The organism is Enterobacter sp. BNK-16, from assembly GCF_048684955.1.
GTDB classification, from domain to species: Bacteria; Pseudomonadota; Gammaproteobacteria; order Enterobacterales; family Enterobacteriaceae; genus Enterobacter; species Enterobacter bugandensis.
In genome coordinates, this window is the sequence record NZ_JBLQTQ010000001.1 from 4,498,858 (window position 1) to 4,516,637 (window position 17,780).

Annotated in this window: 17 protein-coding genes and 1 pseudogene; 3 read left to right on the forward strand and 15 right to left on the reverse strand. The window is 58.5% G+C overall.

From position 1 onward, the window contains the following. Window positions 1-48: 48 nt before the first annotated feature. From accD to pdxB, 5 genes are all read right to left on the reverse strand, one after another. The gene (gene accD, locus ACMGGH_RS21610) at window positions 49-954 is read right to left on the reverse strand and encodes an acetyl-CoA carboxylase, carboxyltransferase subunit beta (protein ID WP_003861408.1); all 906 of its coding nucleotides are present in this window, start codon (window positions 952-954) and stop codon (window positions 49-51) included. A gap of 154 nt (window positions 955-1,108) precedes the next feature. After that, complete coding sequence (locus ACMGGH_RS21615) at window positions 1,109-1,768, reverse strand: DedA family protein (protein WP_008502599.1); 660 nt, start codon at window positions 1,766-1,768, stop codon at window positions 1,109-1,111. Between the two features lie 28 nt (window positions 1,769-1,796). Then, a complete protein-coding gene (gene truA / locus ACMGGH_RS21620) occupies window positions 1,797-2,609 on the reverse strand; it encodes a tRNA pseudouridine(38-40) synthase TruA (RefSeq protein WP_102750760.1) in 813 nt (270 codons plus the stop codon). Beyond that, window positions 2,609-3,622, reverse strand: coding sequence for an aspartate-semialdehyde dehydrogenase (locus tag ACMGGH_RS21625; protein ID WP_232948395.1), 1,014 nt, complete (start codon window positions 3,620-3,622; stop codon window positions 2,609-2,611). The genes truA and ACMGGH_RS21625 overlap by 1 nt, the downstream gene beginning before the upstream one ends. 67 nt (window positions 3,623-3,689) lie before the next feature. Next, window positions 3,690-4,826 carry a 4-phosphoerythronate dehydrogenase PdxB gene (gene pdxB, locus ACMGGH_RS21630; RefSeq protein ID WP_232948394.1) on the reverse strand — a complete coding sequence of 379 codons (1,137 nt, stop codon included), beginning with the start codon at window positions 4,824-4,826 and terminating at the stop codon, window positions 3,690-3,692. Between the two features lie 113 nt (window positions 4,827-4,939). Between pdxB and flk the strand changes: the two genes are divergently transcribed. Next, window positions 4,940-5,944 (forward strand): flagella biosynthesis regulator Flk, encoded by a 1,005-nt coding sequence (flk, locus tag ACMGGH_RS21635; RefSeq protein ID WP_192971254.1) that lies wholly within the window; start codon window positions 4,940-4,942, stop codon window positions 5,942-5,944. An 80-nt stretch (window positions 5,945-6,024) separates the two neighbouring features. Here flk and ACMGGH_RS21640 read toward each other — a convergent pair whose 3' ends face one another. Together ACMGGH_RS21640 and fabB are read right to left on the reverse strand one after the other, a co-directional pair. Next, window positions 6,025-7,203, reverse strand: a complete 1,179-nt coding sequence (locus tag ACMGGH_RS21640) for an MFS transporter (RefSeq protein WP_232948393.1) — start codon at window positions 7,201-7,203, stop codon at window positions 6,025-6,027. 67 nt (window positions 7,204-7,270) lie between these two features. Next, a complete protein-coding gene (fabB, locus tag ACMGGH_RS21645) occupies window positions 7,271-8,488 on the reverse strand; it encodes a beta-ketoacyl-ACP synthase I (protein WP_023336433.1) in 1,218 nt (405 codons plus the stop codon). 158 nt (window positions 8,489-8,646) lie between these two features. Here fabB and mnmC point away from each other — a divergent pair, with 158 nt between their 5' ends. Continuing rightward, window positions 8,647-10,644, forward strand: coding sequence for a bifunctional tRNA (5-methylaminomethyl-2-thiouridine)(34)-methyltransferase MnmD/FAD-dependent 5-carboxymethylaminomethyl-2-thiouridine(34) oxidoreductase MnmC (gene mnmC, locus ACMGGH_RS21650; RefSeq protein WP_232948392.1), 1,998 nt, complete (start codon window positions 8,647-8,649; stop codon window positions 10,642-10,644). 90 nt (window positions 10,645-10,734) lie between these two features. Here the strand turns inward: mnmC and ACMGGH_RS21655 are convergent. The 7 genes and pseudogenes from ACMGGH_RS21655 to prmB form a co-directional block, all read right to left on the reverse strand. Next, a pseudogene (locus tag ACMGGH_RS21655) lies at window positions 10,735-11,877 on the reverse strand (IS481 family transposase). A gap of 119 nt (window positions 11,878-11,996) precedes the next feature. Next, window positions 11,997-12,272 carry a YfcL family protein gene (locus tag ACMGGH_RS21660; RefSeq protein WP_028013966.1) on the reverse strand — a complete coding sequence of 92 codons (276 nt, stop codon included), beginning with the start codon at window positions 12,270-12,272 and terminating at the stop codon, window positions 11,997-11,999. A gap of 13 nt (window positions 12,273-12,285) precedes the next feature. Further along, window positions 12,286-12,831 carry an elongation factor P hydroxylase gene (locus ACMGGH_RS21665; RefSeq protein WP_045259677.1) on the reverse strand — a complete coding sequence of 182 codons (546 nt, stop codon included), beginning with the start codon at window positions 12,829-12,831 and terminating at the stop codon, window positions 12,286-12,288. Beyond that, the gene (locus ACMGGH_RS21670) at window positions 12,831-13,640 is read right to left on the reverse strand and encodes a sulfite exporter TauE/SafE family protein (protein WP_041908882.1); all 810 of its coding nucleotides are present in this window, start codon (window positions 13,638-13,640) and stop codon (window positions 12,831-12,833) included. Before ACMGGH_RS21670 ends, ACMGGH_RS21665 begins: the two co-directional genes overlap by 1 nt. Continuing rightward, entirely contained in the window at window positions 13,640-14,464 is an 825-nt protein-coding gene (gene mepA, locus ACMGGH_RS21675; protein ID WP_232948887.1) for a penicillin-insensitive murein endopeptidase, read from the reverse strand. Before mepA ends, ACMGGH_RS21670 begins: the two co-directional genes overlap by 1 nt. A gap of 2 nt (window positions 14,465-14,466) precedes the next feature. Next, the gene (aroC, locus tag ACMGGH_RS21680; protein ID WP_028013970.1) at window positions 14,467-15,552 is read right to left on the reverse strand and encodes a chorismate synthase; all 1,086 of its coding nucleotides are present in this window, start codon (window positions 15,550-15,552) and stop codon (window positions 14,467-14,469) included. A gap of 60 nt (window positions 15,553-15,612) precedes the next feature. After that, a complete protein-coding gene (prmB, locus tag ACMGGH_RS21685; protein WP_023312578.1) occupies window positions 15,613-16,545 on the reverse strand; it encodes a 50S ribosomal protein L3 N(5)-glutamine methyltransferase in 933 nt (310 codons plus the stop codon). Window positions 16,546-16,690: 145 nt separating this feature from the next. Here prmB and smrB point away from each other — a divergent pair, with 145 nt between their 5' ends. After that, the gene (gene smrB / locus ACMGGH_RS21690; protein WP_232948888.1) at window positions 16,691-17,242 is read left to right on the forward strand and encodes an endonuclease SmrB; all 552 of its coding nucleotides are present in this window, start codon (window positions 16,691-16,693) and stop codon (window positions 17,240-17,242) included. Window positions 17,243-17,288: 46 nt separating this feature from the next. Here smrB and sixA read toward each other — a convergent pair whose 3' ends face one another. Then, a complete protein-coding gene (sixA, locus tag ACMGGH_RS21695) occupies window positions 17,289-17,774 on the reverse strand; it encodes a phosphohistidine phosphatase SixA (RefSeq protein ID WP_003861375.1) in 486 nt (161 codons plus the stop codon). Between the last annotated feature and the right edge of the window lie 6 nt (window positions 17,775-17,780).

Sequence of the window (17,780 nt, forward strand, 5' to 3'; positions counted from 1 at the left end):
GTTATAAAGCAAAAGGGCAGCGCCATCTGGCCCTGCCCTTTTCAGTTATCAGGCCTCGGGTTCCTGATCCGGTACCACCACGCCTTCGCGCGGCTCATCCGGGTTAGGCGCTGGCAGATTCATCAGCTTCGCCAGAATGCTGGCCAGTTTCAGGCGCATTTCCGGACGGCGGACGATCATATCGATAGCGCCTTTCTCAATGAGGAACTCACTGCGCTGGAAGCCCGGCGGCAGTTTTTCACGAACGGTCTGCTCAATGACGCGAGGACCGGCAAAGCCGATCAGCGCTTTTGGCTCAGCGATGTTCAGGTCACCCAGCATCGCGAAGCTTGCGGAGACGCCACCCATGGTTGGGTCGGTCAGCACGGAGATGTACGGCAGACCGCGCTCCTGCATTTTCGCCAGCGCTGCAGAGGTTTTCGCCATCTGCATCAGAGACATCAGCGCTTCCTGCATACGCGCACCACCGGAGGCGGAGAAGCAGATCAGCGGGCAGTTGTCTTCCAGCGCCTGCTCTACGGCACGCACGAAACGCGCGCCGACCACGGAGCCCATTGAGCCGCCCATAAAGGAGAACTCAAACGCAGCGGCAACCACCGGCATCTCGTGCAGGGTGCCCTTCATGACGATCAGCGCGTCTTTCTCGCCGGTCTCTTTCTGTGCAGAGGCCAGACGATCTTTGTATTTTTTGGAATCGCGGAACTTCAGCACGTCTTTTGGCTCAAGCTCGCTGCCCAGTTCTACCAGAGAACCTTCGTCCAGCAGGCTATGCAGGCGGTTGCGCGCCGACATACGCATGTGGTGGTCACACTTCGGACACACCTCAAGATTGCGTTCCAGCTCTGCGCGATACAGAACCTGGCCGCAGCTATCACACTTCGTCCATACCCCTTCAGGAATGCTCGCTTTGCGCGTCGGGGTAATGTTGCTTTTAATTCGTTCAATCCAGCTCATTGATAACCTTTCTGCCTGAACCTGGTCGTATGCCAGTTTTGCTATAAGAGGCGAATAATGCCATTTTTGCCTCCAACAGACCATGAATGTTGCACATTAAAACATAACAGCCCGAAACTTTGGATAAAAAAGTGGTCGAACCGCCAGCGTGCATTTACTTCGCTTGCTTTGCTGCCGCGCGTTTGTGACGAATGATTTCGATAACACCCGGCAGAACGGAAAGCACAATAATCGCTACAATCAGTAACTTAAGGTTTTCCTGAACCACCGGCAAGTCGCCAAACAGGTAGCCTGCATAGGTAAAGAGCAACACCCAAAGCAGTGCGCCCACCACGTTATACATTGCAAAATGACGATAGGACATATGGCCCATTCCCGCCACAAACGGTGCAAATGTACGCACAATAGGCACAAAACGCGCAAGGATAATGGTTTTTCCACCATGACGTTCATAGAAGGCATGGGTCTTGTCTAAATAGCTGCGGCGGAAAATTTTCGAGTCCGGATTACTGAACAACCGCTCACCGAACACCCGGCCAATCGTATAGTTGACCGCATCCCCGACAATCGCGGCAATCACCATCAACACCACCATCAGATGCACGTTCAAATCATTGGTGGGCAGCGCCGACAACGCACCGGCCACAAACAGCAGCGAGTCTCCCGGCAGGAACGGGGTAACGACCAGACCGGTTTCACAGAACAGAATCAGGAACAGAATGGCGTAAACCCAGACGCCGTACTGTGCGACCAGCTCCGCCAGGTGAACATCAATATGCAGAATGAAATCAATCAGAAAACGTATTACGTCCATATTGTCTAAGCCTTAATTGCACCTTTGTTTAGTCCGCTAAAAACAGCGGGCCCATTGGCGGTTTTGGCAGGTCAAACCGATCCGGATAGTCTACCGAGACCAGATAAAGCCCTTCCGCTTTCGCCGTTGCTGCCGCAAGCGTTCTGTCCTTCGCTGCCAGCAGTTCTGCAATCCAGCTCTCCGGCTGGTGTCCGGCGCCCACTTCCATCAGGCTGCCTACAATATTCCGCACCATATGATGTACAAAGGCATTGGCTTTGATATCCACCACCACATACGCGCCATAACGACTGACGTTAATGTGCATGACGTTACGCCACGGCGTACGGGACTGACACTGCACCGCACGAAACGACGTAAAGTCATTTTCACCAATCAGACACTGCGCCGCGCGATGCATACGTTCTGCATCGAGCGGTTCATAAAAATGCGTCACGCCCTGGCTTAACACGGCCGGGCGCAGGCGCTGGTTGTAGATGACATAACGGTAGCGCCGCGCCGTCGCGCTGAAGCGCGCGTGAAAATCATCCGGCACAGCTTTCACCCAACGCACGGCAATGTCACCAGGTAAATTCGCATTTACACCCAGCGTCCAGGCCGCATCTTTGCGCACCGCAGAGGTTTCAAAGTGTACCACCTGCCCCGTGCCGTGAACCCCGGCATCGGTGCGGCCCGCGCAGAAGACGTTGATCGGTTCGTTCGCTACCTGAGAGAGCGCTTTTTCCAGTTTTTCCTGGACGCTGCGCACCTCATTCTGACGCTGCCAGCCATAGTATTTACTGCCATCGTACTCAATGCCGAGGGCAATTCTGTGGACCGGCTTTTGCTCCACGTCTGACATCAGTACAGATACTCCTGCACCAGTTTTTCCGCGATTTTGACCGCCATCAGCGCGCCGCCAAAACGCACGTTGTCGGCAACGGACCAGAACTGCACCTGCTCCGGCATACCGTAATCGTTACGCACGCAGGCCACGGAGAGATGCGCGCTGCCGGTGGCATCGCCCACCTGCGTCGGGAATTCGCTCTCTTCGGAAAGGACAATGTCCTCACCGCGGCCAAACGCGTCGCGCGCTTCTTCAGCCGCTAATGGGCGCAGGGCTTCAAAGCCGACCATCTGCGCATGGCCGTAAAAGACCGGAGACTGTACGACGTTCGCGGAGATCATCAGCCCGTCATCCTGCAAAATTTTGCGCGCTTCATCGACGATACGACGCTCTTCCCGCACCGAACCTTCACGATCCGGCAGCAGCGGCAGCATGTTGAACGCCAGCTGGCGGCCGAAGAAATCATCTTCGTCGATCGGGATACCGTTCAGCAGCTTCGCGCTCTGCCCTGCCAGCGCGTCTACGGCTTTTTTGCCATTTGCCGAAGCCGACAGCAGGCTGGTCACGGTAATGCGCGACAGGCCACCGTCGTCGATCAGCGGCTTCAGCGCGGTCAGCAGCTGGCTGGTGAGGCTGTTTGGTACCGCGATAACGTTACGGTTGCGGTAGTCAGCCAGCACAAACGGATTGACGTCCGGGACCACCAGCGGCACGTCCGGCTCCAGGGAGAACAGACCGCTCAGGTCGATCACCAGGCAGCCCGAATTGGTCGCCTCTTCAATGTAAGACGCCGTGGCTTCAGCACCTGCGGCAAAAAACGCAAGCTGCGCCTGGGTCCAGTCAAACGTGGCCGCATCCTGGACCATCACGGATTTACCGCCAAAACGCAGATGTTCGCCCGCGCTGTCGGTGCGCGCCAGCGCATAGATATCTCCCACCGGGAACTGACGCTCGGCAAGAGTTTCGAGCAGGGCTTCGCCCACGGCACCCGTGGCACCTAAAATGGCAATATTCCAGCCTTCAGACATGGTGGTTTACTCCAGAAATAAAAAAGCGTCCCTGTCGGCGTATCCGACAGGGAGCATTAAGAAGACATTAATGCGCCGGGTGATGAACGGCGTTAAAACCCAGTTTCTTGAGCAACGTCGCAGCCGCTGCGTCGTCGCACATCACATACAGGGAAGACCACTCGCGGCGCTCAACGTAGTTCTTGCGCAGCTTATCAAATTCACCCGGGATCCCCGCCACCTTACGCAGCAGCGCATCGTCGCGGCGCACATCATACACCAAATGCACCAGCCTTTTCAGCGTTGCCTGATCGAGCGGGCCATGCAGGGTAATGCGGCCAAATTCAGGCGCGGGGAGTAAAGTATCAAGCGCCACCTGCTGCGGATGGCCGATAAAGGCGCTGTAGGCTTCAAACACCTGCGTAGTGCCGCGCGCTTTGCCTTCAAGCGTATAGCCCGCGATATGCGCGGTGGCAACGTCAACCTTGTTCAGCAGCTCAACGTTGAGATCCGGCTCCGGCTCCCAGACGTCCAGCACCACGCTGAGATCGTGTCCTTCATTCAGACATTTCAGCAGCGCGGCATTATCCACCACCGGGCCACGGCAGGCATTAATCAGAATAGTGCCAGCCTTCAGACGGCGAATCAGCGCCTCGTCCGCCAGATGCAGGGACTTATACGGCCCCTCTTTAAACAGCGGCGTGTGGAACGTCAGCACATCGCACTGTTCAACCAGCTCATCCAGCGCGCGGAAATCCTCGTCGTCACCGTTGTCTTTACGCGGCGGATCGCACAGCAGCGTGCGGATACCTAACGCTTCAAGGCGCTTTTGCAGACGCCCGCCGACGTTACCCACGCCGACAATCCCCACGGTGCGGTCTTTCAGCGCAAAACCATCGCGCTCGGCCAGCATCAGCAGCGAGGAGAAAACGTATTCCACGACGGCAATGGCATTACAGCCCGGCGCGGCGGAAAAACCGATTCCGGCCTGCTTCAGCCACTGATCATCCACATGATCGGTCCCTGCCGTTGCGGTTCCGACAAACTTAATCGCTTTACCGGCAAGCAACGCCTCATTTACTTTGGTCACCGAGCGCACCATCAGCGCGTCTGCGTCATCCAGTTCGTTAACCGGGATCGGGCGACCAGGGACAGCCTTAACGTCGCCGAGGCGGCTAAACAGCTCGTGGGCATAAGGCATATTTTCATCAACGAGGATTTTCACGTCTGAGTACCTGTTTGAGAGGAAGAAAACCTGCCAAGTGTGCCATAATCTGGCCGCCAGGCATATACGTATGCCGGGTTTACGCTGAGTTTTGACTTTAAGGATTTTTGACGATGCAGCCCATTTCAGGTACGCCGCCACGCCCTCCGGGTGAAGGCCCTGTCACGCCAAACGTTGCCGGTGAACAGCCACTATCCACGCAACAGCGCACCGTGCTGGAGCGACTGATCACGCGCCTGATAGCGCTGACTTCGCAGCAAAACGCGGAAGTCTGGGCCGGGGTAAAGCATGATTTAGGCGTGAGGAACGACGCACCGCTGCAGTCGCGCCATTTCCCTGCCGCCGAGCAAAATCTCAACCAGCGTATTACGACCGCGCAGCAGAACCACACCACGCGTCAGATTGTCACGCAGTTGACCGAGCTGCTGGGCCAGGGAAATAACCGTCAGGCTGTCAGTGACTTTATCCGTCAGCAGTATGGCCAGACCGCCCTGAGCCAGCTGACGCCAGACCAGCTTAAAACCGTGCTGACGCTGTTGCAGAACAATCAGTTGTCTATTCCGCAGCCTCAGGTGCGCCCCTCAACCGAGCGCCCGCTGCAGCCTGCCGAGCACAACACGCTGAACCAGATGGTGACCAAACTGGCCGCCGCCACCGGCGAGTCGACGAAGCTTATCTGGCAATCCATGCTGGAACTGTCCGGCGTGAAGGCGGGCGAGCTGATTCCGGCCAAACAGTTTACCCATCTGGTGACCTGGCTCCAGGCGCGCCAGACGCTCAGCACCCAGAGCGCCCCTACCCTGCATACCGTTCAGGCGGCGCTTAAACAGCCGCTGGAACCGCACGAGTTCGAGGTGATTCGGGATTACGCCCAGCAGAACTGGCAGGCCACGCCGCAAACGGTACTGACCACCGCGCAGGTGCAGGATCTGCTGAATCAGATCTTTGTTCGCCGCGCCGAGCGGGAAGGCGGCGTGCCGGAGGTAAGAAACGTTCAGCCGATCTACAGCCCGCTGTTTGCGCCCGTTGTGGAGACGTTCAGAACGCTCTCTGCCCGTCCGGGATTAATGTTGATTGCATTATTGATTGCGCTGGCGATTTTCTGGCTGGTTGCCTGAGGATTTGCCCGGTGGCGCTACGCTTACAGCGGCTCGAACCGTAGGCCGGGTAAGGCGCAGCCGCCCCCCGGCGACAACAGTTAATTTCTGCGAAACGCCACCAGCGTCACCACGATCCCCACCACCGCAGAAACCGCGCCGGCCAGGAAGACGGACGGGTAGCCAAACGAGGTGGCTAACAGACCCGCCAGCGGCCCGGTTACGCCGTATGAGATATCCTGAAACGCCGCATAGCCGCCCAGCGCCGTACCGCGGACCTGCGGCGCCACGCGCTTAACCACCTCAACGCCCAGCGCCGGGAAGATCAGCGAGCAGCCGCAGCCGGTTAACGCCGCACCCAGCAGCGCAACGGAGGCGACCGGCGCCTGCCAGAGCAGCACCAGCCCAACGGTTTCAATCACCAGCGACGCCACCGCCACCTTCACGCCGCCAAAGCGATCCGGCATCCAGCCGAACAGGACACGCATCAGGACAAACGCGCCGCCAAAGGCCGTCAGCGTAAAGCCCGCCATTGCCCAGCCGCGGCTCATGAAATAGAGGGAGACGAAGGTGCCAATCACCGCGAAGCCTACTCCCTGAAGCGCCAGCCCCAGCCCTGGCTGCCAGATTTGCCCCACCACGCTCCACAGCGAAGGACGTTCGCCTTTATGGGCGGGCACCTTGCGTACCGAACCGTTAAAAGCCCACGCCAGCAGCGGTAATACTATGGTGGTTGCTGCCAGTACCGCAAAACCAAACTGGCTGTGGATCAGCAAACCCAGCGGCGCGCCTGCAGCCAGTGCGCCATAAATCGCCATCCCGTTCCATGACATCACTTTGCCGGAGCGCGCAGGCCCCACCAGCCCCATCCCCCAGGTCAGGGTGCCGGTCAGCAGCTGGCTTTCACCGAAGCCAAGGATTAAACGGCCCACCACCAGCAGCGCAAATTTATACGCGGCGTCGACCGGCAGGAGAGCGGCCAGCAGCCACGCGCCCCCCGCCAGACTGCAGGCAAACATGCCCTGCAGCGCCGAGCGTTTTGCACCGTGCTGATCGGCCAGCCGTCCTGCGTAGCCGCGGGTTAATACCGTGGCTAAAAACTGAATGCCCACAGCAATGCCGACCATAGTGTTGCCATAGCCGAGTTCCTGATGAACGAACAGCGGGATCACCGGCAGCGGCAGGCCAACGGTCATGTAGGTCAGGAATACCGCAAAGGCGATGCGGAAAAGAGAAAGGTTCCCGGAAGGAGTGCCCTTCTCGGGGGTAACAGCCTTCATGCATAACTCCGTGTTCAGGCATAAAAAAGGGAGCCTTCCGGCTCCCTTCCATTATACATTCAAACGCTTATGCTTTCAGCTTGCGCATAACGAGTGTGGCGTTGGTGCCGCCGAAGCCGAAGCTGTTGGACATCACGGTGGTCAGCGTCGCTTCCGTTGGTTTGGTCACGATGTTCAGGCCAGCCGCCTGCTCGTCCATCTCGTCGATGTTGATGCTTGGGGCGATAAAGCCGTTTTCCAGCATCAGCAGAGAGTAGATCGCTTCCTGCACGCCCGCCGCACCCAGAGAGTGACCGGTCATGGCTTTGGTGGCAGAGATAGCCGGGCTGTTGTCGCCGAACACTTCACGGATCGCACCCAGCTCTTTCACGTCACCTACCGGAGTAGAGGTACCGTGGGAGTTCAGGTAGTCGATTGGGGTATCAACACCGTGCATCGCCATCTTCATGCAGCGCACCGCGCCTTCGCCGGACGGAGCAACCATGTCGGCGCCGTCGGACGTTGCGCCGTAGCCCACGATCTCAGCGTAGATGTGCGCGCCGCGCGCCAGCGCGTGCTCCAGCTCTTCAACCACAACCATACCGCCGCCGCCCGCGATGACGAAACCGTCACGGTGCGCGTCATAAGTACGGGAGGCTTTGTCTGGGGTTTCGTTGTACTTGGTGGACAGTGCGCCCATCGCGTCGAACTCACAGGCCATTTCCCAGCCCAGCTCTTCGCCGCCGCCAGCAAATACGATGTCCTGTTTGCCCAGCTGGATCTGCTCAACCGCGTTGCCGATACAGTGTGCGGAAGTCGCACACGCGGAGCTGATGGAGTAGTTCACACCGTGAATTTTGAACGGGGTCGCCAGGCACGCGGAAACCGCAGAACCCATGGCTTTAGTCACCACGTACGGACCTACCGCTTTCAGACCACGCGGGCTGCGCATGGCGTCAGCACCGAATACCTGCGCTTTAGAGGAACCGCCGGAACCGGCAATCAGGCCCACGCGCGGGTTGTTCTGATAAACCTCTTCGCTCAGGCCGGAATCTTTGATCGCTTCCTGCATGGAGAGATAAGCATAAATAGAGGCATCGTTCATGAAACGAACCACTTTACGGTCAATCAAACCGGTGGTGTCCAGTTTGACGTTACCCCATACGTGGCTACGCATACCTGAATCTTTAAACTCTTCAGAGAAAGTGATCCCGGAGCGTCCTTCACGCAGAGATGCCAGGACTTCCTGCTGGTTATTACCGATGCTGGAAACAATGCCCAGGCCAGTAATCACTGCACGTTTCATTCAATACCTCTGTAAGTCGCACTATAAAAAGTTTCGAGTCGCACAATAGCGTACACTTGTACGCCGAACAAGTCCGATCAGACATTTTCTGCGGAAATTTGCACCGATGGACTCACATCGTTAAGATCGTGCCACTGCCTGTCAGACGAGTAACTTACGTGAAACAAAACGCTATACAACCCGCCAACCTCGAATTCAACGCTGAGGGTACACCTGTTTCCCGAGATTTTGATGACGTCTATTTTTCTAATGATAACGGACTCGAAGAAACCCGCTATGTTTTCCTCGAGGGAAACCAGCTCAGCGCCCGCTTCCCTGCGCACCCGCGCAGTCTGTTCGTTGTTGCGGAAAGCGGCTTCGGAACCGGACTAAATTTTCTGACTCTCTGGCAGGCGTTCGATCGATTTCGCGCTGCACACCCCGAGGCTACGCTACAAAGATTACATTTCATCAGTTTCGAAAAATTTCCGCTTACCGCGCACGATCTGCGGCTCGCCCACCAGCGCTGGCCGGAGCTTGCAGCCTGGGCGGAGCAGCTTCAGGCGCAGTGGCCGCCGCATATCGGCGGCTGCCACCGTCTGATTCTGGACGGCGGACGGGTGACGCTGGATTTATGGCTAGGCGACATTAACGACCTGACCGATACGCTTGACGACGCGATGAACCAGACGGTGGACGCGTGGTTCCTTGACGGCTTTGCGCCCGCCAAGAACCCGGACATGTGGAGCCAGCATCTGTTTAGCGCGATGGCCAGGCTGGCGCGTCCCGGCGCAACGCTCGCCACCTTTACCTCGGCCGGCTTTGTTCGCCGCGGCCTGCAGGACGCGGGCTTTACCATGCAGAAGACCAAAGGCTTTGGCCGCAAGCGCGACATGCTGGTCGGCACGATGGAACGGACGCTGGACATTCCCGCTCGGGCTCCCTGGTTTGCGCGCAGCGCCAGCGCATCGCGCGAAGTGGCGATCGTTGGCGGAGGGATCGCCAGCGCCCTGCTCTCTCTCGCGCTGCTGCACCGGGGCTGGCAGGTGACGCTCTACTGCGCTGACGAGGCACCAGCCAGCGGCGCGTCCGGTAACCGCCAGGGCGCGCTTTACCCGCTTTTAAGCGCGCACGACCCGGCCCTGTTCCAGTTTTTCCCCGCGGCCTTTACCTTCGCCCGTCGCCTGTACGACGCGCTGCCAGTGGCATTCGACCACGACTGGTGTGGCGTGACGCAGCTCGGCTGGGATGAAAAGAGCCAGCAAAAAATCGCCCAGATGCTGTCGCTGGGTCTGCCGGAGGAGATTGCCCGCGCGGTCAGTGCGCAAGAGGTGGCAGACACCGCGGGCGTGGAAACCGGCTGTGGCGGCATTCAATATCCGCTCGGCGGCTGGCTGTGCCCGGCTGAACTGACCGCGGCGGCGATTAGCCTGGCGCAGTCACGCGGGCTGAGGGTGCATTATGCTCATAAGGTTGAATCGCTTAGCCGGTCAGAACGGTGGACTCTGCATTTTGCTGATGGCAAAGCGGCACACCATGCCAGCGTTGTGCTGGCAAACGGACATAACATCAGCCAGTTTATCCAGACCGAGACGTTGCCGGTTTATCCGGTCGGCGGCCAGGTAAGCCATATCCCGACCGCGCCCGAACTGAGCAAGCTGCGCCAGGTGCTGTGCTATGACGGCTATCTGACGCCACAAAATCCGTCTAACGGACATCACTGCATCGGCGCCAGCTACCATCGTGGCGAAGCGGATATGCGCTACAGCGAAGCGGATCAGCAGCAAAACCGCCAGCGCCTGATTGACTGCTTCCCGGACGCGGCGTGGGCGAAAGAGGTTGACGTGAGCGAGGGCGAAGCGCGCTGCGGCGTGCGCTGCGCGACCCGCGATCATCTGCCGATGGCGGGAAACGTGCCGGACTACGACACGACGCTTGAGGCCTATCAGGATCTGGCAGAAAACAAGGAAACGGCGCTAAGTGCCCCGGTTTATCCGGAACTGTTCATGCTGGGCGGATTAGGATCGCGAGGATTGTGCTCCGCGCCGCTGCTGGCTGAAACGTTAGCCGCGCAAATGAGTAATGAGCCTGTTCCGCTGGACAGAACCACGCTTGCGGGGCTGAACCCGAATCGACTGTGGGTACGGAAACTGCTGAAGGGGAAAATGGTTAAGTAGGGTGCGGTCTGGTGCCCTCACCCCGGCCCTCTCCCTGTGTACAGTCCGGGGACATGGTAGACAGGTGTTCGGGGACATGGTGAACACTTTTTAACATCCTTTACCCATGGTGATCGACTTTTTCTTCAGGTCGATCACCCCCACTTTCGTGCTGTACCACCACACTTCATAGCAGCCGTCATCCTACGTCTCCCTCAGCCCGACCCGTTCTCCCCTGAACGCCTTGCCTGCGCTCAGACTGACACCCTGTATGCTCAGCTTTCCGCTGACATCCACTTTCCTGACCTTCACCCCTTCATCGTATTCAGGTGGCGTTACGCTGCCGCTGTACTGCCGGGCAGACGGCTGATAACGCGAGGCCGGTACCGCCATATCCAGCGCCTCGTGCGGGCGTTCAAGGTTGTACACCGTGCGCCAGTGATCAAAAGCGCGTTGCAGCTCTCCGCTGTCCGCGAACCATTTTCCCTGCAGCAGTTCCGCCTTCAGGCTGCGGTGAAAACGCTCCAGCTTGCCCTGCGTCTGCGGATGATAAGGCCGGGAGTGCCCCACCCGGATACCGTGGCGCATCAGCCACAGCTCCAGCGCCGTCCAGGTGCCGGTGGTGTCGCCCCACGGTGAGCCGTTGTCCATCGTCATCCTGTCTGGCAGGCCGTAGCGTTCAAACGCGCTGACCAGCTGCTGCTGCACGGTCTCGCGCCGTTCATCGGTACAGTGCGCCAGGCACAGGGAAAAACGGGAGTGGTCGTCCAGCAGGGTGAGCGGATGGCAGCGGCCACCGCCAAAGGGAAAGTGGCCCTTAAAATCCATCTGCCAGAGCCGGTTCGGCGCGTCATGTTCGAAGCGTCCCGTAGCCGGAACGCCCGGTGATGCGCCCGGCAGCAGACCGTGACGGGCCATCAGATTATGGACGGTGCTGAAGGCGGGCATACGGTGCCCCTGGTCTTCAAGCCAGCGCTTAATCTTGCGGGCGCCCCAGCGTTGATGACGGTCATGCGCCATGCGCAGCAGGGCCGTGATGTCGTCAGATGAGCGGTTCGGGGAATGATGAGGTGCGCGGGAGCGGTCCTGAAGACCGGAGGCACCTTCCTCAGCCCAGCGCTGAAGCCACTTGTAGCCGGTGGCAGGAGAAATGCCGAACTGACGGCAGAGGAAACGGATGTTCGCCCCGTCCTGCGAGGCGAACAGCACAAACTCGGTACGTAATGACATGGTATCTCTCGCATCCCAGGGCATAAGCGACTCCATAAACGGGTTCTTATGCCTCAGTTGTAAGTGTCTACCATGTCCCCGAACAAGTGTTCACTATGTCCCCGGACCGTACACCCTGTGGGAGAGGGAGATGACGCACTTACTTAGCGTTTAGCCTGCTGGAATAAATTGTCCCACATCCCCAGCACCAGAGACTGGTCGCGCGGAGAGAGCTCCCCGGCCAGAATGGCTTTTTCCAGGCTGCGCGTGACTTCAGCGTGAACGGCGTCGGCAGAGTGATCGTCACCTGCTTCCAGCTCGGCTACCGCCAGCGTCAGGTGACCACGCAGATAACCGCTGGCGAACAGCTCATCATCACTGGCGTGTTCCACCATGTCATCAATTAACGCCAGAATGCGTGATTCAAATTCTGCGATCATCTTCTTTCCTCTGTTAAAGATCTTCCGGCCAAGGGAAGCATTCCGCCGTGATCTCCGGCGTGTGGTAATAATTCTGTAAAGCCTCGATCAGGCGCGCCGGACGTTCCGGGATGCCTTTCTCAAGATACTCCATCACCTGCGCATGCACGCGGCGCTGGAAGACGATACGGTCTGGCTCAAAGTCACCTTCAAGGTTGTCACAGCTCACGTTGAACGGGAAACCCGCCGCCACGCAGAACAGCCATTCCAGCGCCTGCGGCTTCACTTCCACGTCCTCAAACTGGCCCTGGGTGGCGGCGTCGCGCCCGTCCGGACAGTACCAGTAACCGAAGTCCACCAGCTCGCGACGCGCTTTCCCCGCGATGCACCAGTGCGAAATCTCGTGCAAACCGCTGGCGTAAAAGCCGTGGGCAAAGACGATGCGGTTGTACGGAACCTCTGCATCAGCAGGAAGATAGATCGGTTCGTCGTCGCCTTTAATCAGACGGGTATTAAAATCATCAGCAAAACAGCTATCGAAGATCTCAATCAGCTGTTCGTATTTATGCGTACTGTTCATTAGTTCATCCCCAACCAGGTGAGGATCTCCTGTCCATGGCTGTCATAAAGAAGTTTGGCGCTCATCACCGCCGAGACGACAACAATCATCGGGCGGATCAGCTTTTGCCCTTTGCTTAATACCAGACGCGAGCCTGCGCGCGCGCCCAAAAACTGCCCTGCCATCATCACAAACCCGGTTGCCCAGATAACCTTGCCGCCAATGATAAACAGCAGCAGGCCGCCGACGTTCGAGGTCGCATTCAGCACCTTGGCGTGGGCGGTGGATTTGGCGAGGTTAAAGCCGGCTAGCGTCACGAACGCCAGCGCGTAAAACGAGCCTGCCCCCGGGCCAAAGAAGCCGTCGTAAAAGCCGACGCAGCCACCGGCAATCAGCGCAAATGGCAGGCCGTGCAGCCGCCGCGCCCGGTCTTCCTCACCGAGCTTAGGCATCAGCAGGAAATAGAGACCGATGCAGATAACCAGAATCGGCAGGATCTGGCGCAAAATATCCGACTGCACGTGCTGCACCAGCAGCGCTCCCGACGTTGAGCCGATAAAGGTCATCAGGATATTGAGCTTCTGGTCGGCGAGATTCACCACCTTGCGGCGGATAAAATAGAGCGACGCCGAAAGCGAGCCGCCGCAGGCCTGCAGCTTATTGGTGGCAAGCGCCTGCGCCGGGCTCATGCCCGCCGCCAGCAGCGCGGGCACGGTTAACAGCCCGCCGCCGCCCGCGAGTGCATCGATAAAACCGGCCAACATGGCCACAAAGAACAGCACCACCAGCAGCAGCGGTGACACCATAAACAGATCGACGAAGTTATCCATTAAAGTACATGCTCATCCAGTAGCGCCTGGCAGGAAGGCGGCAACGGAGGCGGTGTCTTCTTCTCAGGCTTAGAGGTTCCAGGTTTTGCCGGCTCAAACCAGCTTTGCAGTTCGTAACCACAGCCATCACCTGGCGGAGGTAACGGCTGATCTTCACATTCCAGGCTGTTCGCCGGGCAGCGCAGACGAACGTGCATATGCGCACGATGCTGGAACCACGGGCGCACTTTGCGCAGCCAGTCGCGATCCGTCCCCGCATCCAGGCAAAGCTGCTGCTTGATCGCCGGGTTCACAAAGATCCGCGTGACGTCGTTATCTTCTGCCGCCAGCTTGATCATACTGGAAACCTCCCGCGTCCACAGCGAGGGCACCACGCTTTTGCCGTCGCGCGACACCAGATCCAGCGCCTGCGGTTTTAGCAGCTGCGAAGACGTCCAGCGCGTTTTCGGCAGCTGCAGGAAGATGTCGACATCCAGCCCGGTCTGGTGGCTGGCGTGCCCGCCGTTAAAGCGGCCACCGGCAGGCATCCCCATATCGCCAATCAGCATCGTCCCCAGCCCCAGGTTATGCACCTGGTTCCCCAGTCGCTGAATGAACAGCACCAGATCAGGGTGGCCGAAGTAACGACGCTGGTCGGTACGCATCACCTGATAGGTATCTGATTGCAGCGGCAACTCCTGCGCACCCACGATACAGCCGTTAGAGAAGGCGCCGATGGACTGCGCGCTTCCCGCCACCGGATGGGTGATTTTTTGCCACGGCGTGGCGGCCAGACTGGCTCCACTGGCCAGCAGCGCCAGCAGAGCAATTGCGGTTTTTTTCATGTTTACCAGCGTGGAATGGTGGTCGTCACGTCCGCGTTCTGCGCGCGCTGGCGCAGGAAGTGATCCATCAGCACGATCGCCAGCATCGCTTCCGCGATCGGCACCGCGCGGATCCCCACGCACGGATCGTGACGACCTTTGGTGATCATCTCAACTTCTTCGCCTGAGCGGTTAATCGTGTGGCCCGGCACGGTGATGCTTGAGGTCGGCTTCAGCGCGATGTTGGCAATAATCTGCTGTCCACTGCTGATACCGCCGAGAATGCCGCCCGCATGGTTGCTCTGGAAGCCCGCTTTCGTGATTTCGTCGCGGTTCTGGCTGCCGCGAAGCGCCACCACGTCGAAGCCGTCGCCAATCTCGACGCCCTTCACCGCGTTGATGCTCATCAGCGCGTGGGCGATATCGGCGTCGAGACGGTCAAATACCGGCTCGCCCCAGCCAGCCGGGACGCCATCTGCCACCACGGTGACTTTCGCGCCAATGGAGTCGCCCTCTTTTTTCAGGCCGCGCATCAGTTCGTCCAGGGCGTCAAGCTTATCCGCATCGGCGCAGAAGAACGGGTTTTGCTCGACCTGATCCCAGTCCTTGATCGCCAGCGGAATGTCGCCCATCTGGGTCAGACAGCCGCGAATGACGATGCCAAATTTCTGCTGCAAATACTTTTTAGCAATCGCGCCAGCGGCCACGCGCATCGCGGTTTCACGCGCGGAAGAGCGTCCGCCGCCGCGATAGTCGCGAAAGCCGTACTTTTGCTCGTAGGTGTAGTCGGCATGGCCCGGGCGGAACACGTCCTTGATAGCACCGTAGTCCTGAGAGCGCTGATCGGTGTTTTCAATCAGCAGACCAATGCTGGTGCCGGTGGTGCGGCCTTCAAAAACGCCGGAGAGAATTTTGACCTGGTCCGGCTCGCGACGCTGCGTGGTGTAGCGAGAGGTGCCCGGACGACGGCGGTCAAGGTCGTGCTGTAAATCTGCTTCGGTCAGTTCGATGCCTGGCGGTACGCCATCAACGATACAGCCCAGCGCCAGCCCGTGCGACTCGCCAAAGGTGGTCACGCGGAATAACTGTCCAATACTGTTTCCTGCCATCACGGCTCCGATGTTGTTGTTTGTGTTTGAGCGTTGTGAAACGGGCCGAAGCCCGCTGGATTAATCTTTATAGATGCTGAAATGCTCGCGCGCGTCGAGCAGCTGCGCTTTGGTCAGCATAAAGACGCCGTCACCGCCGTTGTCGAACTCAAGCCAGGTGAACGGCACATCCGGGTACTGCTCTATCAGATGTACCATGCTGTTGCCCACTTCACAAATCAGAACGCCGTCATCGGTCAGGTAATCCGGCGCGCAGGCCAGAATGCGGCGGGTCAGCTTCAGGCCGTCCGAGCCTGACGCCAGGCCCAGCTCCGGCTCGTGACGATATTCGTTCGGCAGATCGGACATGTCTTCTGCATCGACGTACGGCGGGTTAGTGACGATCAGATCGTACTGCAGCGTCGGCAGGTCGCGGAACAGGTCAGAGCGGATTGGCGTGACGTGATGGATCAGGCCGTGCTCTTCAATGTTGTGTTCGGTCACGGCCAGCGCGTCGGTGGAGATATCGACGGCGTCCACTTCCGCTTCAGGGAAAGCGTAGGCGCAGGCAATAGCGATGCAGCCGCTGCCGGTGCACATATCGAGAATGTGCTGCGGCTGATGGTTAATCAGGCCTTCAAAGTGGTTGTTGATTAGCTCACCAATCGGCGAGCGCGGTACCAGCACGCGTTCATCAACGTAAAACTCGTGGCCGCAGAACCAGGCTTTGTTGGTCAGGTAAGCCACCGGAATGCGCTCGTTTACGCGACGGATCACGCGCTCAACGATGCGGTGTTTTTCGCTGGAGGTCAGGCGCGCGGTGCGCATGTCTTCCGGAATGTCCAGCGGCAGGTAAAGAGACGGCAGCACCAGCTGAACGGCCTCGTCCCACGGGTTATCGGTACCGTGACCGTACCAGATATTAGCGGCGCTGAAGCGGCTAACCGACCAGCGCAACATGTCCTGTATGGTATGCAGCTCGTTTACTGCTTCATCGACAAATATTTTATCCACTCTTTCCTCCAGGGCATGCTCGCATAATTTTCGGCGGCTAGTTTGCCATGAAGACGGCGATAAATCAGCAATGACGCGTACCGCTTGAGGTTAAAAAATGCGTTTAGTCGGGTACACTATCGGAAATACGAGATGAGAATGACGAATGAAAAAGAAAACATCGCTCAGCGAGGAGGATCAGGCTCTCTTCCGCCAGCTGATGACCGGGACGCGTAAAATCGCGCAGGACACGATTGTCCACCGTCCGCAGCGTAAAAAAATCAGCGAAGTCCCGGTCAAACGGCTGCTCCAGGAGCAGGCGGATAACAGCCACTATTTTTCAGATGAATTTCAGCCTCTGCTCAATACGCAAGGGGCTGTGAAGTACGTGCGCGAAGACGTCAGCCATTTTGAGCTGAAAAAGTTACGACGCGGAGATTATTCGCCGGAGCTGTTTCTCGATCTGCACGGCTTAACCCGGATGCAGGCGAAACAGGAGCTGGGGGCGTTGATTGCCGCCTGTCGCCGCGAACATGTTTTTTGCGCCTGCGTGATGCACGGCCACGGTAAACACATTCTGAAGCAACAGACGCCGCTGTGGCTGGCTCAGCACCCGCACGTGATGGCGTTTCATCAGGCACCGAAAGAGTACGGCGGCGATGCCGCATTGCTGGTGTTGATTGAAGTTGAGGAGTGGCAGCCGCCAGAATTGCCCTGACAGAAGGGCGGGAAACACGTAGTACCCCGCCCTGTCACACGTCACGTCAGATGGCTTTTGCCATCTTCAGGTTGCACGGGCTCATTTGCCAGTTGAAGACCCCTTTGCCGGTTTCGTCGAGAGTGACGTTGGCAATGGCGGAAGTGGTGAACATTGGCGGCGTTTCGCCCGGGCACAGCTCAGATACCAGATAGCCGACCAGCGGCAGGTGGGAAATGACCAGTGCGGAAGCGACACCTTCATTGCACAGCGCCTGAAGGTAAGCGCTGACAAGACCGACATCGCCGCATGGCGTCAGCTCAGGGAGAACGTCCACGCTGGATGGCAGGTTCATACACTCCCCTACCACGTCCAGCGTCTGTTCTGCACGCAGGAACGGACTCACCAGAACGCGTTCAATGTCCACTTTTTGACCTTTAAGCCACGTCGCCATTTGACGGGATTCGTCACAGCCACAGACGGTTAAAGGACGTACTGAGTCACTGGCGGCATCGAGTGCCGCGTCGCCGTGACGCATGATAAAAACTTGCATATTGCA

What these genes read in the sequence shown, in the direction of transcription:
- accD (WP_003861408.1), bottom strand. Translation starts at nt 954, where the DNA reads ATGAGCTGGATTGAACGAATTAAAAGCAACATTACCCCGACGCGCAAA.
- ACMGGH_RS21615 (WP_008502599.1), bottom strand. Translation starts at nt 1,768, where the DNA reads ATGGACGTAATACGTTTTCTGATTGATTTCATTCTGCATATTGATGTT.
- truA (WP_102750760.1), bottom strand. Translation starts at nt 2,609, where the DNA reads ATGTCAGACGTGGAGCAAAAGCCGGTCCACAGAATTGCCCTCGGCATT.
- ACMGGH_RS21625 (WP_232948395.1), bottom strand. Translation starts at nt 3,622, where the DNA reads ATGTCTGAAGGCTGGAATATTGCCATTTTAGGTGCCACGGGTGCCGTG.
- flk (WP_192971254.1), top strand. Translation starts at nt 4,940, where the DNA reads ATGCAGCCCATTTCAGGTACGCCGCCACGCCCTCCGGGTGAAGGCCCT.
- ACMGGH_RS21640 (WP_232948393.1), bottom strand. Translation starts at nt 7,203, where the DNA reads ATGAAGGCTGTTACCCCCGAGAAGGGCACTCCTTCCGGGAACCTTTCT.
- fabB (WP_023336433.1), bottom strand. Translation starts at nt 8,488, where the DNA reads ATGAAACGTGCAGTGATTACTGGCCTGGGCATTGTTTCCAGCATCGGT.
- ACMGGH_RS21660 (WP_028013966.1), bottom strand. Translation starts at nt 12,272, where the DNA reads ATGATCGCAGAATTTGAATCACGCATTCTGGCGTTAATTGATGACATG.
- ACMGGH_RS21665 (WP_045259677.1), bottom strand. Translation starts at nt 12,831, where the DNA reads ATGAACAGTACGCATAAATACGAACAGCTGATTGAGATCTTCGATAGC.
- ACMGGH_RS21670 (WP_041908882.1), bottom strand. Translation starts at nt 13,640, where the DNA reads ATGGATAACTTCGTCGATCTGTTTATGGTGTCACCGCTGCTGCTGGTG.
- mepA (WP_232948887.1), bottom strand. Translation starts at nt 14,464, where the DNA reads ATGAAAAAAACCGCAATTGCTCTGCTGGCGCTGCTGGCCAGTGGAGCC.
- aroC (WP_028013970.1), bottom strand. Translation starts at nt 15,552, where the DNA reads ATGGCAGGAAACAGTATTGGACAGTTATTCCGCGTGACCACCTTTGGC.
- smrB (WP_232948888.1), top strand. Translation starts at nt 16,691, where the DNA reads ATGAAAAAGAAAACATCGCTCAGCGAGGAGGATCAGGCTCTCTTCCGC.
- sixA (WP_003861375.1), bottom strand. Translation starts at nt 17,774, where the DNA reads ATGCAAGTTTTTATCATGCGTCACGGCGACGCGGCACTCGATGCCGCC.